The organism is Nocardiopsis sp. KDC1DS13DA1 (genome assembly GCF_055632325.1).
In genome coordinates this window covers 1-19,171 of sequence record NZ_JBVMUY010000036.1, presented here as the reverse complement: position 1 = coordinate 19,171, position 19,171 = coordinate 1, and the positions used below count along the sequence as shown (strand labels likewise).

Annotated in this window: 12 protein-coding genes; 1 reads left to right on the top strand and 11 read right to left on the bottom strand. The window is 72.3% G+C overall.

Annotated features, from left to right (window positions below):
- Nucleotides 1–97: 97 nt before the first annotated feature.
- From ACTVAJ_RS24215 to eccD, 9 genes are all read right to left on the bottom strand, one after another.
- A complete protein-coding gene (locus tag ACTVAJ_RS24215) occupies nt 98–1,714 on the bottom strand; it encodes a hypothetical protein (RefSeq protein ID WP_470390549.1) in 1,617 nt (538 codons plus the stop codon).
- A 49-nt stretch (nt 1,715–1,763) separates the two neighbouring features.
- Nucleotides 1,764–2,129 carry a hypothetical protein gene (locus tag ACTVAJ_RS24210; RefSeq protein WP_470390548.1) on the bottom strand — a complete coding sequence of 122 codons (366 nt, stop codon included), beginning with the start codon at nt 2,127–2,129 and terminating at the stop codon, nt 1,764–1,766.
- 52 nt (nt 2,130–2,181) lie between these two features.
- Nucleotides 2,182–2,484: a YbaB/EbfC family nucleoid-associated protein gene (locus ACTVAJ_RS24205; protein WP_470390649.1), complete on the bottom strand. Its 303-nt coding sequence runs from the start codon at nt 2,482–2,484 to the stop codon at nt 2,182–2,184.
- A complete protein-coding gene (locus tag ACTVAJ_RS24200; protein WP_470390547.1) occupies nt 2,405–5,254 on the bottom strand; it encodes a hypothetical protein in 2,850 nt (949 codons plus the stop codon). The genes ACTVAJ_RS24205 and ACTVAJ_RS24200 overlap by 80 nt, the downstream gene beginning before the upstream one ends.
- Before the next feature lie 61 nt (nt 5,255–5,315).
- Entirely contained in the window at nt 5,316–7,880 is a 2,565-nt protein-coding gene (locus ACTVAJ_RS24195) for a hypothetical protein (protein ID WP_470390546.1), read from the bottom strand.
- A gap of 109 nt (nt 7,881–7,989) precedes the next feature.
- Complete coding sequence (locus tag ACTVAJ_RS24190; RefSeq protein WP_470390545.1) at nt 7,990–8,286, bottom strand: WXG100 family type VII secretion target; 297 nt, start codon at nt 8,284–8,286, stop codon at nt 7,990–7,992.
- Nucleotides 8,287–8,318: 32 nt separating this feature from the next.
- Nucleotides 8,319–8,648, bottom strand: coding sequence for a WXG100 family type VII secretion target (locus ACTVAJ_RS24185; RefSeq protein ID WP_470390544.1), 330 nt, complete (start codon nt 8,646–8,648; stop codon nt 8,319–8,321).
- Nucleotides 8,649–8,716: 68 nt separating this feature from the next.
- A complete protein-coding gene (eccB, locus tag ACTVAJ_RS24180) occupies nt 8,717–10,162 on the bottom strand; it encodes a type VII secretion protein EccB (RefSeq protein ID WP_470390543.1) in 1,446 nt (481 codons plus the stop codon).
- Nucleotide 10,163: 1 nt separating this feature from the next.
- Entirely contained in the window at nt 10,164–11,564 is a 1,401-nt protein-coding gene (eccD, locus tag ACTVAJ_RS24175; protein ID WP_470390542.1) for a type VII secretion integral membrane protein EccD, read from the bottom strand.
- A gap of 217 nt (nt 11,565–11,781) precedes the next feature.
- On the opposite strand from eccD, the gene eccCa reads away from it, so the two are divergent.
- Nucleotides 11,782–15,744: a type VII secretion protein EccCa gene (eccCa, locus tag ACTVAJ_RS24170; RefSeq protein WP_470390541.1), complete on the top strand. Its 3,963-nt coding sequence runs from the start codon at nt 11,782–11,784 to the stop codon at nt 15,742–15,744.
- Nucleotides 15,745–15,812: 68 nt separating this feature from the next.
- Here the strand turns inward: eccCa and ACTVAJ_RS24165 are convergent, their stop codons facing one another.
- Both ACTVAJ_RS24165 and ACTVAJ_RS24160 read right to left on the bottom strand, forming a co-directional pair.
- Complete coding sequence (locus ACTVAJ_RS24165; RefSeq protein ID WP_470390540.1) at nt 15,813–17,000, bottom strand: S8 family serine peptidase; 1,188 nt, start codon at nt 16,998–17,000, stop codon at nt 15,813–15,815.
- Nucleotides 17,001–17,103: 103 nt separating this feature from the next.
- On the bottom strand, nt 17,104–19,171 hold a 2,068-nt coding region (locus ACTVAJ_RS24160; RefSeq protein WP_470390539.1), incomplete at its 5' end, for an ADP-ribosyltransferase.

Genomic DNA, 19,171 nt, shown 5'->3' with positions numbered 1-19,171 from the left:
GGGTGTCTTCCAATCTCGTGTACCGGCTCCCAGGCGGTGGCCCGGTGGTTCGGGCGGAGCGGCCGATGGGGGCCGCCCCGCCCGGCGGCGGCGTGGTTCAGGGGCAGGTCGCGCGCATCACCGACGCGGCGACGTGCGAACTGGCGTGCTCCTGGTCGGCGAACGGGTTCTCGCCGACGTTGGTCAGCTGGACGGTGAACTGCTCGGTCGGCGAGGTGAATCCGGTGACCTGCACCCAGGCACCGCGCACGTCCGCCTGCGTCACCCCGAAGACGGCGATCGCGTCGCCCTCGGGGCCGGGGCCGGCGAAGATCTGGTACTTCGCCTCGGTCCCGGCGATCCACAGCGGACTCTCGTCGTCGGGCACGAAGACGTAGATCTCACAGGTGGCGTCCGGGCGGCCGGGGGTGAACGACCAGTAGGCGTACTGCCCGTCGCCGTGGGACGCGTCCCCCGACACCGGGACGGCCTCGTACCCTCCGCCGCACCCCTCCTGTCCGTACCCGCCGGGCCGGGTGGCCCAGCTGGAGGTGCCCTCGGCGCTGTCCCACCGGCCCGCGCGGCCGTAGGAGGCACCGGGGGAGGAGAGGCAGCCGGGCCCGGTGATGGCGGAGAACGGTTCGGGGGCGGTGGCGTCGTTCGCCTCGACGGTGTCCTCCAGCACGGAGCCGCCGCCCCCGTCCGCCCCTGGCGTCGCGGAGGTGTCTTCGCCGGTCTCCCCGCCCTGGCCCGCGAGGGTGTCCGGGGTCTCCTCGGGAGCCTGTTCCGATGCGTCGGAGCGCGTGTCCGGCGTGGTCTCATCGGGGCCGTCCCCGTCCGACGCGGTGGTCGCCCCGGTGCCGTCCGCGGCTTCGGCCGCGGCTGGGGCGTCCTGGGCGTCCGTGCCGCCGTCCGTCTCCTGGTCAGTCGTCGGAGCCGGTTCCCGGTCCGGATCCGCCTCGTTCCCGGTCGGCTGCTCGGCCCGACTCGGCTCCTCCGGCTCCGGACCCGACCGTTCGGCGGCGACGTCGCCCTGCCCCGCGGCGGGGGTGTCGGCCGGTACGTCGTCGCCCCCGGTGTCGTCGACCGCGGGGAAGGCCGGGGAGTCGGTCTCCTGGGGGAGCGCCTCGGGGACGTAGCCGGGGTCCTCCCCGCCCGTTCCGTCCCCGGTGCCGGCGGTGGTGCCGCCTCCGGGGTCCGCTTCCGAGCCGGGGTCCGGGTCGCCCGTGGTCTCACCCGAGGTGCCCGCGGCCGAGCCGTCACCGACCGGGGTGTCCGCGACGGCGTTCGATGCCCCGGCGGCCGCGTCCTGGGCCCCGTCGCCCAGCGCGCCTCCGGCCGAGAGGGGGGTCGACGACAGCCAGGACCCGTTCTGCACACCGGTGGAGAAGGCGAACGGAGCGACGACGAGCAGCAGTCCGGCGATGGCCGCTCCGGCCAGGACCGGTCTGCTGGGGCGGTCCAGAGCGGACTCCGTCAGGGCCTCGTCCGCGCCCGGGCCCGAGCCCGGAGTGACGGTGCTGTGGAGTCCGGTCCTTCCGGGCTGGACCGCGTCCTCGGCTCCGGCCACGGTGGCCGGGGTGGCCGAGGTCTCCGGGGCCCCGGTCGCCCGCTGGGCGGCGGGTGGGGAGGGAACGGCCTCCGGGGCGGCCGTTCCGGACAGGAAGGCCTGGACCTCGGCGGACGAGACCTGTCCGCCCGCGTCCTGGCCGCGCCGCTGGGGGGTGTCGGTCATCGGGGGTCCTTTCTGGGGAACCGCGTGGGTGCGGTCGGGTGCGGCGCGGTCACCGGCGGCCGCCGGAGCCGGAGTCCGGGTCGGGCAGGACCGCGATCTCCTCGTTCGCGGATTCGGTCCCGCCCAGGTTCTTCGCGGTCTTGATCAGGTTGTCCGCGGTGTCCGCGGTCGCCTGGACCAGCGCCTTCATGTAGATGTTGAAGTTCTCCTCCAACTGGGTGAAGACCTTGTCGTAGTCCTTGGCGAAGTCGTCCCCCTTGAGGTTCTTGTCGCCCCACGGGGTGCCCAGCAAAGCCCGCTCCTGCTGGTAGTAGGCCATGACCTCCTGGGTGAAGTCGGCGGCCGAGTAGATGTCGGAACCGTCTCTGGCGATGTCGTCGGGTGAGCCGGCGAAGCGGCCGTTGTCGTTCGGCACGGGTGTGACGCCTTTCGGTCGGGGGAGTGGGGCGCGGTCCTGGACCCGACGGCTATTCCGGGGGCAGGGGGACACCCATCCGTTCGAACATGGCGCGGGTGTCCAGTTCGCCGTTCATCGCCTCGTTCACGTCCAGGCCCTCGGGCACGAGCGGTTCGTACAGCTCGGCGACGCGGTCGGCCATCTTCCGCCGGGCCTGGGTGATGACGTCCATGACAGCGGAGGCCAGTTCGGCCGGGGCCATGTCGCGGTAGGTCTGGTTGTGGAACTTCAGCTCAACGAGTTCCCCCCTCGCGTTCACCTTGGCCCCCACGAGCCTGTTCTTGGCCACGACCTCCTCGGTTGCCGATGCCAGGCTTTCGCTTGCGCGATCGACCTTCGCCAGCGTCTCGTGAAGACGTGCCAACTCCTGTTCCATCTGCTCCGGATTCCACGAAGTCATGGCGTACCGCTCCCTTCTTCGGACCACCCGGTCCGGGCCGTCCGAGTACCGTCTGCTTTCCGTCGGAGGCCGTCCCCCAGACGCGTTCGTCCTCGGAAAGCCAGGTCGAGCGCTGCCGTTCCCGCTCGCCCTGACCCCCCTGGCCTCCCATGCCGCCCATCATCGGCGGCATCATGGGCGGTGCTCCCCGCTGTGCGGCCGTGCCGCCCGGGCCCTGGCTCGTGGGGCCGTCGGATCCCTCCGAGGTGACGGAGCCGTCGCCCGTCACCTGTCCCTGAGGCTGGAACATGGAGGAGCGGTCGACGGACCGGTCGTCGCCGGTGAGGCCGCCGGGACCGTCCGACTCGGTCGGACCGCCGTAGTTGAGGCCGGCCGGATCCGGGGTGGACAGCGGCGGGATCTCGTAGTCGCCCGGCCCCCGGCCCCCGGTGAATCCGCCGGTGATCGGCTGGCCGGTCTCCGGGTCGATCGGGTAGGTCAGGCCCAGGTCGTCGACGTCGTAGGGCCGACCGGTGACCGGGTTGACCGGCACGGACGGCCCGTCCCCGGAGTCGTAGTCGGTCGGCAGCCCCGGGTCGAACGCCCCCGGACCGCGCTCGCCCGACAGGTCCGGGTACTCGATCGGGCTGATCGGTTCCCCGGTGAGCGGGTCGATCGGCAGTACCTGGCCGGTCTCGGGGTCGTAGTTGATCGGCAGACCGGTGTCGGGGTCGTAGGGCAGGCCCGTCTCGGGGTCGACCGGGAAGGGCTCGCCGGTCTCCGGGTCGATCGGCAGACCCGTTTGGGGGTCCGACTCCAGCTGGGTGCCCGGCTCTCCCGGGAGGATGGGCTCGCCCGTGACCGGGTCGATCGGCAGTACCCGGCCGGTCTCGGGGTCGTAGGAGATCGGCAGACCGGTGTCCGGGTTGAACGGCAGGCCCGTCTCGGGGTCGACCGGGAAGGGCTCGCCGGTCTCCGGGTTGAGGGGCAGGCCCGTGTCGGGGTCGAACTCCAGTTCCGTGGTCGGGAAGTCGGTGTTCAGCGGTGGGTCCGGGCGGGAGCGGTCGTTGCCGGTGGAACCGACTCCGGGGCCGTTCAGGACGGGCGGCGGAGGTACGGGGCCGCCCGGGAAGTTCTCGTTCAGGGGAGGGTCGACCGTGCTGCCGCCGTTGCCGTCCCCGAACGGGTTGTCCAGGCCGTCGCCGCCCGGGAAGTTCTGGTTCAGGGGAGGGTCGACCGTGTTGCCGCCGTTGCCGCCGTTGCCGCCGAACGGGTTGTCCGGGCCGTTGCCGGTGGGGAAGTTGGCGTTCAGCGGTAGTGGCGGGGGGCCACCTGTTCCGTCGCCGGATCCGCCGTTGCCGTCCCCGAACGGGTTGTCCAGGCCGTCGCCGCCCGGGAAGTTCTCGTTCAGGGGTGGCGGGGGGCCGCCCGTTCCGTCGCCGGATCCGCCGTTGCCGTCCCCGAACGGGTTGTCCAGGCCGTCGCCGCCCGGGAAGTTCTCGTCCAGCGGTGGCGGCGGGCCGCCACCGCCCGTTCCGTCGCCGCCGGGTCCGTCCTCTCCGTCCCCGTACAGGTCCTTGAGCCAGTCGGGGATGTCGTTGAGGTCGTCGTCCGGTCCGTCCTCTCCGTCCCCGTACAGGTCCTCCAACCAGTCGGGAATGCCGTCGTCGTCGGAGTCCGCGTTCGGGTCTCCGTCGCCTCCGGAACCGTCCGGATCGTTGTATCCGGGGGGAAGACCGCCCACGGGGTCCCGAATGGGCAGGAGCCGTGTCGAGATGGTCTCGTAGTGGCTGTTCATCGTGTTGTAGAGGTCGTCGGCAGCCTCGAAGACCGGTTTGTACGCCTCCTTCCAGCGCATTTTCAGCTCGCTGTTGATGTTGGCGTCGGTGATGGAGTCACCGACGATTCCGCGTACCGGCGGATCGGCGTGGTAGAGGATGGTGAACTGACCGCGTTCCGAGTGGAACTCCTCCGATCCGGCGGCCGTGCCGAAGTACCAGTTGTCGATCGTCCCCTTGATCGTGCCGTTGGTGCTCTGGACGGCGGTCTGGACCGCCCCGAGCAGGGCACCGGCCTTGGGGATGATCGCGCTGCGGAGGTCGTTGACCCCGTTGTGGAACCGGTCCAGCTGGACGTTCAGGTCACCCAGGCGTTTGGCCAGGTCGTAGATCCTCGCCGCGAAGGCGGCGGCGGCACTGCCCTGCATGGCGCCGTCGGGTACGTCGATCCCCTGGTAGGCCTTGATCAGGCCGGCGTCCTGGCTGCCGACGTAGTCCTCGATGAAGTCGTCCAGGGCGGCGGCGCGCGTGGAGATGTCCCAGATGGTGGACTGGTCGTAGGACGTCGAGGCGTCCGCTCCGTGGGCCATGGCCGCCACTCCGGCCAGGTCCACGAGCCCCGTGAGGAACTTGGCCTCCGCCGAGTCGTCTCCGGTCCAGAGTTGGTCCTGCATCTTGTAGCCCGCGTAGTCCCACCCTCCGTAGGAGTAGTAGGACGAGTCGTCTCCGTCGTAGTAACGCCACCACCGGTCGACGTTCTTGAAGTCGAACCCCTTGAAGAAGTGGTCGTCCTCCCAGAAGTGGTACCGGCCCAGATCGAGCCAGAGCGGGTCGAGGATGCTGCTCACCGCCGGCATGTGGGGGTGGGCCCCGTCGGTTTCCTCGATGTCGGCGAAGATGTTCATGATCTCGTGCAGTTCCGGCATCCGCTCCTCACCTCTTTTCGGTCGATTGGCCACTCACACCGGTTCGGACGTCCTTTTGGGGCTACTCCTCGTCCCCGCCGCCGTCACCGTCGCCACCGCTGTCCCCGTAGTACGGGTAGCCGCCGCTCCCGCCGCCGGAGGAGCTGACCGAGGGTGGACCGAGGATTTCCACGACCTGCTGGGCGGTGAGTTCCTGTTCCTCCTCCAGGTCGAGGAACACGGCCGCGTTGTTCGCCAACCGGTCGGAGATCACGATGAACTCGGATTCCAGGGCGGCCACGATCTCGTGGATCTTCGCCACGGACGTGTCGATCTCCGAGGCGAGCGAGTCGGCGACCGGTAGGAAACTGCCGTTCCCGAGCAGGATGAAGTGACCTTCGTCCGGCGGCCCACCGGCGTATGCGGAGAATCGGGTGACCTCCTCGCTGCATCGCTCACGGAGAGGGGCGAGGAAGTTCTGGTGGAACTGATTGATCCGATCGAAGTCGATGGCGGTACCTTCACCCTCGCCCGCGTTGTCCCCGCCTCCGCCGCTTTCTTCTCCTCCGCCGTCCCCGCCGTCCTCCTCGTCTTCGTCCTCGTCTTCCTCCTCGCCGTCCCCGCCGTTCTCCTCCTCGTCCTCGCCGTCCCCGCTGTTCTCCTCCTCGTCCTCCCCACCGTCCTCGTCGTTTTCGTCCTGTTCCTCGTCCCCGGTGCCCTCGTCCTCCCCGTCGTCGTCGGTGGGTTCCTCACCGACCGGTTGGTCAGGGTCCAGGGCCGTCATCGACTGCCCGTCGCCGTCGGTCTCCTCGTCTTCTGAGGCTTCGTCGTCGGGCCTGTCGTCGTCGGTCTCCTCGTCCGCGGGGTGCTCGGTGTCCTCGTCCTCGGGACGTTCGCTGCGGTGGTGGTCCCCCGGATCGTCCTCGGACTCCGGCTCCGGGTCGTCGGTTTCCTCGTCTTCGGGGCGCTCCGAGCCGTCGCCACCGGTCCCGTCACCGCCGGAGTAGTCGTCCAGACCGGGCTGGTAGGGGGAGAGCGCTTCCATCTCCTGGTCGCCGCCGGTGCCCTCACCGTCGGTTCCGTCGCCTGTCTGTCCGGTCTCCTCGCCGCCGGAGTGCCCCGACCCTTCGTCGTCGGTCTCCTCGTCCGCGGGGTGCTCGGTGCCCTCGTCCTCGGGACGTTCGCTGCGGTGGTGGTCCCCCGGATCGTCCTCGGACTCCGGGTCGCCGTTCCCCTCGCCGCCGGGCTTCTCCTCCTCTCCGGACCAACCGCCCCTGGGGCCTCCGTAACCCCCTTCGCCGGGCGGCCTCTCTCCCTCACCGGGCCGCCCGTTCCCGGGGCCGTACTCGCCTTCGGCGCGGGGCTTCTCCTCGTTCCCGGGGCCGCCCACATGCTCCGGGTCCCGGCCGTTCCCCTCGGAGTGTCCGACCTCCTCGCCCTCGGCGGGTACTTCGGTGTCCGGCTGCTCGTCACCTTCGGCCTGGTCACCTTCGGCCTGGTCACCTTCGGCCTGGTCACCTCCGGTCTCGGGACCGGACGGCTCCTCCTCCGGCTCCTCGATCGTGATGACTCCGGTGTCGGGGTCGACCGTGACCTCTCCGTCCCCGGGGTCGATGGTGATCGTGTCGGTCTCCGGGTCGACCTCGATCCGCAGGTCACCGACCTCGATGGTGACGACTCCGGTGTCGGGGTCGACCGTGACCTCGGCCTGTTCGCCCGTGCCCTCGTCGCCCTCGTCGTCCCCGTCGCCGGACCCCCCGTCACCGCCGGGGGTCTCGGTGCGCGAGTCTCCCGTGGAGACGGTGATCAACCCGGTCTCCGGGTCGATGGTGATCTCGGTTCCCCCGTCGTTCCCGGTCCGCTCATCGTCCGGGGACTCCGTCGCCGGGGCGCTGACCGGTTCGGCCTCGTGGACCTCTGGCTCGACGCCCGGATCTCCTGGTTCCGCGGGACGCACCCTCGGTTCCAGGAAGGCGGGATCACCCTCCTGGGCGGTGACGGCCACCCGCTCGGTGACGGGCGCGTACTCGGCCTCGACCCTGTCCGTGAGTTCGGAGGCCTCCCTGGTCCGCGCGGGTTCGACGACGGTCCCCTCGGAGAACGGCTCCGCCGGAGTTCCGCGGTCGGCCTCGCGGGTCACCTGGGCGTCGGTCTCGACCAGGCGCCGCACCGGTTCCCCACCGGCCAGCACCGAGGAGATGTCCGACTCCTCCGGGGCGCTGACGCGCACCTCCTCGGCGACGACGACCTCCTCCGCCACCGCGGGCTCCCAGGACCGTACCGGAGTGAGCACGGCCCCCTCGGTCGCTTCGGCGGGTGACTCGGCGGTCGGCGTGTCCAGGATGATCCGACCGGTCTGCTCATCGACGGTGACACCGGTCCCGGCCGGGTCGATGACCACCTCCTCCGACGTCGGGTCGACGGTGACCGATCCGGAACCGTGCAGGATCGAGATCAGGCCCGTCGCCGGGTCGATGGTGACCGGCCCGCCGCCGACACGCGTGGGCGCGGCCCCGGCCTGCGCCGCCTGGTCGGCGAAGAGGACGGCGTCGTGGACCTCCGCCTCGGACCCGTCCTCGGCCTCCGCGGACGGGAGGGGGCCCAGCAGAGCGGAGCGGAAGTCGAGGGGTTCGTTCTGCTCGGACACGGGAGCTCCTCAGACGCGAACTTTCGGGGGTGGGGGAACCCGGGTGGGCGGCCCGAGGGGAGCCACCGCCCACCCGGGAGCGTGGACCGGAAGCGGTGCGGTGGGCGCGCTACAGGAGCGACGCCCACTCGACCGCCTCGCGGCTGTCGGTGCCGGAGTAGTTGTTGCGGATCTGGTTCAGGGCCATCTCGGCCCTGCCCAGCAGGGCCCGCATGTCCGCGACGTTCAGCCGCCACGCCTTGACCTTGGCGTCGTAGGCCTCGGCGGTGGCGCCTTCGAGGTCCGCTCTGACGGTCTGCATCTGCATGTCCAGGGTCTCGATCGCGTTGGCGACGGTGTCGGTCTGGACCCGGAGCTGCTGCGTCGCGTCGTCGACGTACGCGTAGCTGACGTCGAATCCGTCCATGGGCGTGTGGCCTTTCTTCCGTGGGGGAGGGGTCAGCCGGACTGGTTCGGGTTGAGGTCGCTCATCCAGCGGGAGCCCTCGACGAGGTTCATGTCCTCGGCGTTGTGCATGGCGCTGACGGTGCCGCCGAAGGTGCCGATCATCTGGTTCATGTCATTGGTGATGAGCCGCAGCTCCTCCAACCAGCCGACCAGCGCCTCGCTGTACTTGTTGGAGGCGGCGCCGTGCCAGGACGCGCGCAGCGTGTCTCGGGTGCCGTCCACCTGCGTGTAGACGTTGTTGCAGGTCGTGTGGGCCTCCGCCATCGCCTCCTGGGCGATCCCGTTGGCCTGCTCTGTATTCCGTGTCCTGCCTTCGGACATGCCGTCGTCTCCTTCCTCGCTGTGTCACCGGTCCGGATCGGAGCCGGGTGCTCGGTCTGGGCTGGTGGTCATGGGCACCCCGTGTTCTCGGCGCGTTCGGAGGGCGGCAGGGGCAGCGCCGCGGCGTCGGGGTGCAGCAGCGGCCCGGTGGGCAGCAGCCTCAGCAGTGAGGTGGGCACCTCGACCGCGGCGTCGGTGTCCACGCCGAGGCTGGCCAGCACGTCGTCGTCCGGCACGGGGTACTTGGCCGCCGCGTCGGAGACGAGGTAGTGGGTGGGGCTCCCGGTGTCACCGCCGACGGGACGGGCGCGCACCGCCGCCCCGCCGCCGGAGGGGATGCCGATCAGGTCGGGGGTCGGGCACCCGGGAGCGATCGCGGGGACCTCCTGGACGGGGCGGGCGCTGACGGAGCCCCCCTCGTCCAGGGTGACCGAGAGGGTGCCGCCCTCCCCGAGTCGCAGGCAGGGGAGCCGGGCGTCGACGGGCCTGAGTTCGGGGGGTGCGGCGGGCACCCGTGTGTCCGGCCTGGTCGCGTCCTCGCCGCCCGCCGCCAGGTTGGCGTGTGCCTCGGCCGCCTGGAGCGCGACCGCCTCGGGGGTGGAACCGGGGTAGGCGGCCGTCCCGTTGTCCGGGTCGGCGAGGAGGAGCAGTGCCTCGGTGAGGGTCAGGGGCGCGAGTCCGTCCGGGGTCAGCAGGTAGTGCTGGTCCGGCTGGTCGGGGGTGGCCACGGTGAACACCTGCCCCACCCGGCGTGGGGCGCCCGCCAGGAGGGGGCCCGGCGTTCCGGCGCCCGGTACGTCCCGGGCGGTGAGGTCGGGGGCCGTGGGCACGGTGTCCAGGAACGCCGCCGTGACGGGGTGCGTGGGGCTCGTCCCGTAGCCCAGGGCCTGGACGGCACCGCCCTCCTCGTCGAGGCGGAGCCGGGTGCCGTGCCAGAGCAGGTGACGGTCGCCGTCGGGCCCGGAGAGGAGGACGGCCTCCCCGTCGGCCAGGGGTGTGGGATCCGGTGCCGTGCCGATCGTCAGCGCCGTCCGTGCGCGCCCGTCGTCCTCGGGCAGTGCGCACAGCCTCCACACCGCCGATTCGAGCGCTTGGGTACCGGGCAGGGAGTCGGGGGCACCCGGGATCCCGACCGGGCCGCCCACCGGCACGCCCTCCAGGGAGCCCGCGTTCACCAGGGAGACGTTCGCCTCCGGGCCCTGGATGAGGCGTGCCGACGCGTAGTTGGCGACCGGCCGCAGCACGCCGTCCGAGTACAGGTAGGTCGCGCCGGTGTCGCGTTCGACGACCATCCGGCCCTCCTGCCGCCATGTGCTGGCTCCTCCGGGGAAGATCAGCCCGAAGACGAGGAACCCGACGCACAGCAGCGCGGCGATGGCCATCCCGACGAAGGTGCCGGTACGGGTGCGGCGCATGGGGGCGTCCACCGCGTCGGGGTCGGCGTCCAGCATCGCCGTGCCCAGGCGTCCCACCGTGAAGTTGTGCGCCATGACCCGGTCGCGTCGTGACTGCATCTCACCCGCCGATCGCGCGCAGGCCGGCGAAGACACCGAACCCGGCCAGGACGAGGGAGAAGACGGTCACGCACAGCAGGGTCTGCGTGATCTCGGCGGCCCGCCCCCAGTGCGGGAGCTGGCGGCGCCCGGGTACGGTCCACGACACGATGGCCAGGACCGTGGTGACGACGAACAGCGCGAGCAGGGTCAGTGCGCGGGGGAGGGGACCGGCCGTCCACACCAGGATCAGCGTGAGTGCGGTCAGCCCGATCCAGGGCGGTGCCACCAGGAAGGCGCGCTGCCAGGCGCTCGCGACACCGCGTGTCTGCAGCAGCAGCACCAGGGACACGATGACGCACAGCGCCACCGGCACCCAGCCGGGCGACGCGGCCAGGACGACCAGGCACACGGTGAGCACCGCTCCGGTCCCGGCGTACAGGGCGGTCTGGAACCGGTCGGCCAGGTGGGTGCGGTCCAGGACGGCGCGTGCCGGGAAGGGGTCGATCCCCTCCTGGAGCTGTTCGGGGTTGGAGGGCAGAGGGGGGAGCCGCAGGCCGGAGAGCCGGAACGCCAGCTGTGGTGCGAACGTGCCGGTCAGCAGGGCCACCAGCGCGGTCAGACCGGCGACGGACGGGAGCGAGGCTCCGGGCAGGAACATCAGCGACACGGCGCCCACGACGGCGAGGACCTCGACGGTGAACAGGCCCGCGAAGAACGGCACGGACCCGGCCACCGCGGCCAGACCGAGCACCGTCGCCCCGGCCGCGGTCATGGACCCGCTGAGGATCCTCGCGCCGAGCAGGCTCAGGCCGGGTTCGCCGGTGGGCACGGCGAAGCCGGCCAGGGCCATGGACAGGGCCGCCGTCGCGGCGAGCGCGGTGGCGGCGGGCAGGTCGCCGACGGCCCGGGAGGCGGCCGCGGCCGACAGCAGCATGAGGACGGCGGAGGAGGCGGCGGTCAGCGCGGTGAGTGGGCCCGAGCCGCCGGTTGCCATGACCGCCAGGCCGGTGAGCAGGACCGCCAGGCCGGTTCCCTGGAGGAGGACGCGGGAGAACTCGGGCCGCCAGCGGTCGGGGCGCTCGGCCATCCCCGTGGCGACCCCGTCGGTGAGGTCGTCGAAGTGGATGGGCGGGAGCTGGTCGCGGCGCGGGCGCAGGTAGAGCGTCTCGCCGTGGCAGAGGCCGAGGGACCGGAGGGTCTCGTCCTCCTCGAACGGTTCGTCGCCGAGCTGCTGGAGGACCCAGCCGTCGTGCTCCAGGCCGCTCTCGTCGAGGTCCTCGCCGTTGTCGCCCTCGGCGTAGAGCACGAAGGTCGGCACGAGTTCGGACAGCGGAACCTCGGACGGCGCGGCGATCTCGAAGGACCGGCTGGGGGCCCGGATCACGAGTCGGCACAGGTCCGCCGCGGCGGGGTCGTTCATACGGTTTCCCACCCCTCGGGGTGACGTCTTCCGAAGCGTGGGCGGCCGTGGCTACGTGCCACGACGCCCTTGGCAGTGTGTGGTTTATAGCTTCTGCATGTGTGATGTTATGTGGCAACAATAGCGTTTGCTTGGCATCATGTGAACCGGCCGCCACGAACCCGAGGCAGTTCGGGGGGCGGCCGCCCCGTCCGCCCGGTAAGGGAGGCCCCGTTCCGTGGGTACGATCCTCGTCCGCCGACCACCGCGCCGCCCCGGGCCCGACCTGCCCGACGGTGAGATCACGCTCCAGGAGCCACCGGAGCTGTCCGAGCCGCAGTCGACCATGTCGTCGGTCTTCATGTACCTGCCGATGGCGATGACCTCGATGGCGATGATGATGCTGTTCATCCGCCCCGGCGGCAGCGGCGGCGGGGCGATGCCCTACGTCGCGGGCGGCATGATGCTCGTCGGCGCGGTGGCGATGCTCGGCGGCCAGTACCTGCGCTCGATGTTGGAGCGCAGGCGCGCGCTCAACGACGACCGGCGCGACTACCTGCGCTACCTCAAGCAGATGCGCGCCCGGCTGCGCGAGGTGGTCACCGAACAGCGCGACGCCATGCTCTGGCGGGCCCCGCAACCCGATGCCCTGTGGTCGATCGTGCGGACTTCGCGGCTGTGGGAGCGGCGCGCGGACGACGAGGACTTCGCCGAGGTGCGCGTCGGCGTGGGCGAGCAGGCGATGGCCATGACCATCTCACCGGTCTCCTCCAAGCCCGTGGAGGACCTCGAACCCCTCACCGCGCACGCTCTGCGCCGGTTCATCCGCGCCTACGGCACGGTCGAGGACCAGCCGGTCCAGGTCCACCTGCGCGGTTACGCCCGACTCTCGCTGCGCGGCGACGAGACGAGCTGCCGATCCCTGGTCCGGGCGCTCATCGGCCAGCTGGCCGTCTTCCACGCACACGACGAACTGCGCGTGGCCGTGTGCGCGTCACCGGGGAACCGCCATGCGTGGGCGTGGACGAAGTGGCTGCCGCACACCCAGCACCCCACCGAACGCGACGCGGCCGGGGCCGCCCGCCTGCTCACCGACAACGCGGTGGAACTGGAACGGCTGCTCGGCGAGGACCTGGCCGACCGCCCGCGGTTCGACCCCTCCGGGGTGCCGAACCGCGAGGAGCCCTACACCGTCATCGTGGTCGACGGAGGCGAGGTGCCCGCCGGGTCACGGCTGCTCGGCGGCGGCTACCGCAACGCCGTCATCATCGACGTGGTCGACCCCATGCCGCCGGACGACGACCCCTACACCCTGTCCCTGCGGGTGGAGCCGGACGCACTCGTCGTGCTCTCCCAGGACAACACCGGGCGTGCGGTCGAGACCGGCCTCGGCCGCCCCGACGCCCTGAGCACGAACCGGGCGACCAGCCTGGCCCGGTTGCTCGCCCCCTACCGGATCGGTATGCAGGTCGAGGTCACCGAGCCGCTGACCACCGACTTCGAGCTGACCAGCCTGGTCGGTATCGCCAACCTGCACGACCACGACACCGAGCGCATGTGGAGCGAGCTGCACCCCAAGAACCGGCTCCGGGTGCCCATCGGCATCAGCGCGGAGGGCGCACCGCTGGAACTGGACCTCAAGGAGTCCGCGCTGGGCGGCATGGGACCGCACGGCATGCTCATCGGCGCCACCGGGTCCGGCAAGAGCGAACTGCTGCGCACCCTGGTCCTGGCGCTCGCGCTGACCCACTCCTCCGAGACGCTCAACTTCGTCCTCGTCGACTTCAAGGGCGGCGCGACCTTCATCGGGCTCGACGGGCTGCGGCACACCTCCGCACTCATCACCAACCTGGCCGACGAGGCCATCCTGGTCGACCGCATGCAGGACGCCCTGAACGGCGAACTGGTCCGCCGCCAGGAACAGCTGCGCGCCGCCGGGAACTTCAGCTCCATCCACGAGTACGAGAAGGCCCGGGAGTCCGACCCGTCCATGGAGCCGATGCCGACCCTGCTGGTCGTCGTCGACGAGTTCAGCGAACTGCTGGCGGCGCACCGCGACTTCATGGACCTGTTCGTCATGATCGGCCGCCTGGGCCGCAGCCTCGGCGTCCACCTGCTGCTGGCCTCGCAGCGGCTCGACGAGGGCCGCATGCACCAGCTGGAGGGGCACCTGTCCTACCGGATCGCGCTGCGCACCTTCTCCGCGATCGAGAGCCGCGGCGTCCTCGGCGTCCCCGACGCCCACCAGCTGCCGTCGGCGCCCGGCAACGGCTACCTCAAGACCGACACCGAGACCCTCATCCGGTTCAAGGCCGCCTACGTCTCGGGCGCCTACCGGGTCCGCCCGCGTGCCTCGAACCGGCTGACCGTCGGCGGGGAGGTCGTCCCCTTCCTCGACGTCCACGTCCCCCTGTCCGAACCCGAACCGGAGGAGCCGGTCGAGGAGGAGCCCCGGGAAGAGCCCGACACCCTGCTGGCGACGGCACTGTCCGCGCTGCACGACCGCGGGCCGTCGGCCCGCGAGGTGTGGCTCCCGCCGCTGGACGTGCCGCCGCTGCTGGACGAACTCCAGCGGATGGCGGGGGTCCGGATCCCCGAGGACGGGCTGGCCTGGACCGGTCAGGGGCGGCTGCGGGTGCCGCTCGGCGTCATCGACCGTCCCTTCGAGCACACGCGGCGCCCGCTCGTGGCCGACCTGACCGGGGCCGGCGGCCACGTGGGCGTCGCGGGTGGTCCGCAGAGCGGCAAGAGCACCCTGCTCGCCTCACTCATCCTCGGCCTGGCGGTCACCAACACCCCCGCACAGGTGCAGTTCTACGGCATCGACTGCGGCGGCGGCGTCCTCCAGACGCTCAGCTCGCTGCCCCACGTGGGCAGTGTCGCGGCCCGCACGGACGAGCGGCGGATCAGCCGCACCATCATGGAGATGCACGAGCTGCTCACCAAGCGGGAGTCGTTCTTCGCCGAGCACGGCATCGACTCGATGGCGACCTACCGGCGCCGCCGGGCGGCCGGGGAGTTCGCCGACCAGCCGCACGGTGACGTCTTCCTCGTCGTCGACGGCTGGGGCACCATCCGCCAGGACTTCATCGACCTGGTCCCACCCATCGTCCAGCTCGTCCAACGCGGCCTCAACTACGGTCTGCACGTCGTGGTGGCCTCGCCGCGCTGGGCCGACTTCAACACCGGTGTGCGCGACCTGATGGGCACCCGGTTCGAACTGCGCCTGGGCGACCCGGTCGACTCCATGGTCCACATGCGCGTCGCCCAGACCGTGCCGCGCACGCCGGGCCGGGGGATCACCGAGGACAAGCACCACTTCCTCACCGGCCTGCCCCGGGCCGACGGCGACGCCGACCCGGTGACCCTCTCGGCCGGGGTCGGCGAGCTGATCGAGCGGATCCGCGCCGCCTGGGACGGCCCCGAGGCCCCGCCCGTGCGCACGCTGCCCCCCGTCCTGCACGCGGCCGAGCTGCCCGCGTCCGCGCTCACCGAGGGCGGCGGCCTGAAGATCCCGCTGGGGTTGGAGAGCCGCCGGATGCGGCCGTTCTGGCACGACTTCTCCGCCACCCCGCACCTGCTCGTGGTGGGTGACACCGAGACCGGCAAGACCACGCTGCTCCGGCACATCACCAACGCCATCCGCCAGCACTACGGTCCCACCACCGCCCGCGTGGTCCTGGCCGACCAGCGCCGTCAGCTCTACGACGCGATCCCCGAGGAGATGCGACTCGGGTACGCGGTCTCGGCGGACAACGTCAAGGAGATGATGGTCGCCGCGGCCCAGGCGATGAAGGCCCGGCTCCCGGGGCCCGAGGTGACCCCCGACCGCATCCGCAAGCGCGACTGGTGGACCGGACCGGAGCTGTTCATCGTCATCGACGACCTCGAAATGGTCTCGGGCAGCGGACCCAGCCCGCTGGCACCGCTGCTGCCGATGCTCTCCCAGGGAGCCGAGATCGGCATGCACGTCATCCTCGTCCACGCGGCGGGCGGCTTCGGCCGGGCGGCCGCCGACCCCGTCATCCGGTCGCTGATCGACTTCAACACGCCGAGCATCATGCTGTCCTGCCCTCCCTCCGAGGGCATGCTGTTCGGCAATGTCCGGGCGAGGAAGATGCCGCCCGGCCGAGCGCTGTGGATCTCCCGGCGCGACCCGGTCGAGGTGCAGTTGGCGATCGCCGAGGGAGCGCAGGTGTAGCGGCCCGCCGCCGGTGCGGTGCCCCGGGACCGCGGCGCGCTCCGGCCCCGCGGCCCCGCGGGGCCGGATCAGACCATCGGACGGGGATCCTCCTGCGGGGTCACCCGCTCGCCCGGGGCGGCCGGGCGCCAGCCCCGGCCCCGGCCCAGGCGCAACACCGCGCCGCCCACTCCGCACACCACGACGACCAGCGCGGAGACGCCCACCACCGCCGCGGTGACCGGGGCTTCGACCGACCCGAGCCCGGACGGTCCGGGCACGAGGGCGTCGCCCCGCACGCGGGACGATCCCGCCTCGGCCGCGGGGTCGGCCGCGAGCGCGCCCAGCGGGTCGACGCGTCCGCTGCCCACGACCGGGTCCACCGGCCCCAGAGCCGACCCGTAGGCGGTCGTCATCAGCCGTTCCCGCACGTCGGCCGGGCCCAGACCGGGCTCGCGGGCGACGAGCAGCGCCGCCGCCCCCGCGGCGAACGCGGCGGCCACCCCGTCGCCTCCGGCGGTGACGTGGCCCGCACCGCCCGGCCCCACGCTCAGTACCCGGTCTCCCGGCGCGGTGACGTCGACCCGGGCCAACTCGCCGCCGGGCGTGATCAGGGGCTCGCCCAGTACGACCTCGCCGACGGCGTCGTGGGCGGCCACGCTCAGCACGGCCGGATCCTGGGCCGGGTATCCGGGCAAGGGTCCGTCGGGCGTGGGAACCGTGGCCGGGGCGACGACGAGCGCGCCCGCGGCGGTCGCCTCGGCCACCGCCGCGTCCAGGCCGGCCGACCCCTGGAAGGCGGCGGTGCCCACCAGGATCACGTGCGCCCCCGCGTCGGCGGCCTCGCTGATCCCGGCGGCGAGGTCGGCGGGGGAGACCAGACCGGTGTCGGCGTCCCCGGCCTGGACCGGCACCACCGCGGACTCCGGAGCCACGCCGACGAAACCGCTGCCCGGGGCGGGGCGCGCGGCCACGACCCCGGTGAGGAAGGTGCCGTACCCCAGGCAGTCCGCGGCCGCGGTGCCCCCGACCGCGTCCGCGAGGGCGGGCACCCCGCCGTCCACGCCGGTGGCCAGGACGGCGACGGACGCTCCGCGGCCCCGGCTCAGCTCGTGGGCGCGCTCCAGTCCCAGGGCCCGGGAGGTCCACGGCACCCGTCCGACCACGTCGGTGCCGGGTGCGGCGCACGCGTCGTCGGCCCCCTTGAACTGGGTGACCTGGGGCAGGGCGGCGGGCTCGTCCGTCGAGGCCAGGGCGGGGGAGGGGACCAGACCCAACGCGAGAAGCGCCGCGGCCGCGGCGCGGAGGCGATCCGAGCGCCCCGTACGAGTGCAACGTCCCCGGGCGGCGCGTTCGGTCACCGGTCGTCGTCCCGTCGGCTCATCCATGGGTTCGTGTTCCCTCCTCGTCGTCGGTCGGCTGGGTGCCGGTGCCGGTGCCGGTGCCGGTGCCTGCGGTCGGCGGGGGCGCGAGCACGTCCGCGAAGATGTCCAGTGTCCCGTCCCCCTGCTCCAGTACCGCGGTGATCAGGTACGAGGTGCCACGGGCGATGATCAGTTCCCGCTGGTCGGGGTAGGTGCTGCTCCTGCCGACCCACATCGCCCTCGTCCCGGCGGGCAGCCTGAAGTGGATGCGGACGGGTTCGATGAAGCCGCCGAGGTAGACATGGACCCCCGCGCCGACCGATGTGGACATGAACGCGGGCTCGTGCTGGACCGTCCCGACGAGGCTCTGGGGGTCGTCGGCGGAGAAGCCGTCCAGGAAGGCGGCGTGTGTGAGTCCCCGGTGCGTGACGGTGGCCTCGGGCAGCCGGCTCGCGTCGATGGCGCGGTCCAGCACACCGATCTGGCGGGTGAGGTCGTCCAGGTCGGGGATGTGGCCGAAGAGATCGACGAGGCGGCCCGCCTGCCCGGCCCACGACCGCCACGTCCTCAGCTCCCACTCGGGGTCGGACGCGTTCACGATCTCGCGTACGGCCTCCCGTACGTCGGGGGCCAGCTCGTCCATCCGCGCGGCGGCGTTCCGGATATCCGCCACCGTCGGTGGGCGGCCCCCGGCCAGTTCGTACAGCCCCCAGGCGTCACCGCCCCCCTCGAACCAGCTCCGCAGGATCCGTCCCCTGTCGCTCTCGGGGGCACGCAGGAGTTCGTTGTAGGGCCTGGAGAAGTTCGTGTACGCCACGATCGCGTCCCGGTGTTCGGGCGGGAGGTTGGGGAACGCGCCGGGGCCCTGGCCCGGGTGTGCCAGGAACCCCTCGCCGTAGGCCTCTCCCTCCGCGTTGGACCCGAAGCGCCGGACCCCGTCCGGGCCCAGGGTGCCGGGCCGGTACCCGGCGTCGGCGTTCATGAACGGGCGCGGCATCCACCCCGCGGGAGGGGTCCAGCCGTCGGGTACGAACTCGGCCTCGACGAACCAGACCGGTCCGACGGGCCCGCCCTCGGCGCGCTGTCCCAGCCGTTGGTAGGCGGCGTGGATGACGAAGCTGCTGCCGCGCGGGATGAGGATCTCCCGCTCCCGGGGGGCGTGGGAGAGCGGTGCCGCGTTGAGCGCGGGGAACCCCTCGGGGACCCGGAACATCACGTACACGGGACGGTCGTAGGGGGTGCGGGAGCCCAGGGAGGTCGAGACGAAGCTCGGCTCGGTGTGGACGGTTCCCACCAGACCCGTGATCGTGGCGGGGTCGTGGGGGTCGATTCCCAGGTTGTCGGTGAACCCGCTGTCCACACCCTTGTGCACGATGACCGCCGCGGGAAGCGGCGAGGCGGCGATGGCGGCGTCCACGTTGTGCACGAGCGAGACGAAGTCGTCGCGCCGGTACTCGCCGACGTTGCCGTGGCGCAGGCCCTCGTGGGCCAGCGTGTAGTCGGCTCCGGTGTACTCGGACACGGAGTGCGCCCGCGCCGGGTCGGTGACCGCGGGAAGGTGCTCGTTCGCCCACCGGGCGGCCTCGGCGTCGTCCATGAACCGCAGGACGGGTCCCATCCCCACCCCGCCGGGCTCCCGCGGCCCGCCGTGCCAGCGGGGCGCCGGGTCGAGCTCGTTGCGCACGTCGCGGTCGCCGGTCAGGACCTCGCCGTCGCCGTCGTCGCTGGACTCGTCGGAGTCCTCGCTCATGTCGGACGACTGGTCGGAGCCCTCGTCGCCGCCGTGCTGCCCCGCCCCGGGCGGCTGCGGGGTGAAGGCCGACATGACGGTGAGGTCGTCGGTCAGGCCCGGGCGGGGCCGGGGGGTGGACGGTGCCTCGCCCTCACCGCGGGTCTCCGTGGCGGGTGGGAGTCCGCCCTGGCCGTGGCGGGGGTCGGAGCGCCAGTCGGGGGTCGGGGTCCAGTCGTCGGGTACGACCTCGGCCTCGACTGTCCAGTGGTCGTTGTCGTAGAGCTCGTCGCGGACGTGGCGGACGTCGTGGATGAGCAGGGTGGTTCCGCGTCGCAGGAGCACGTCGGGACCG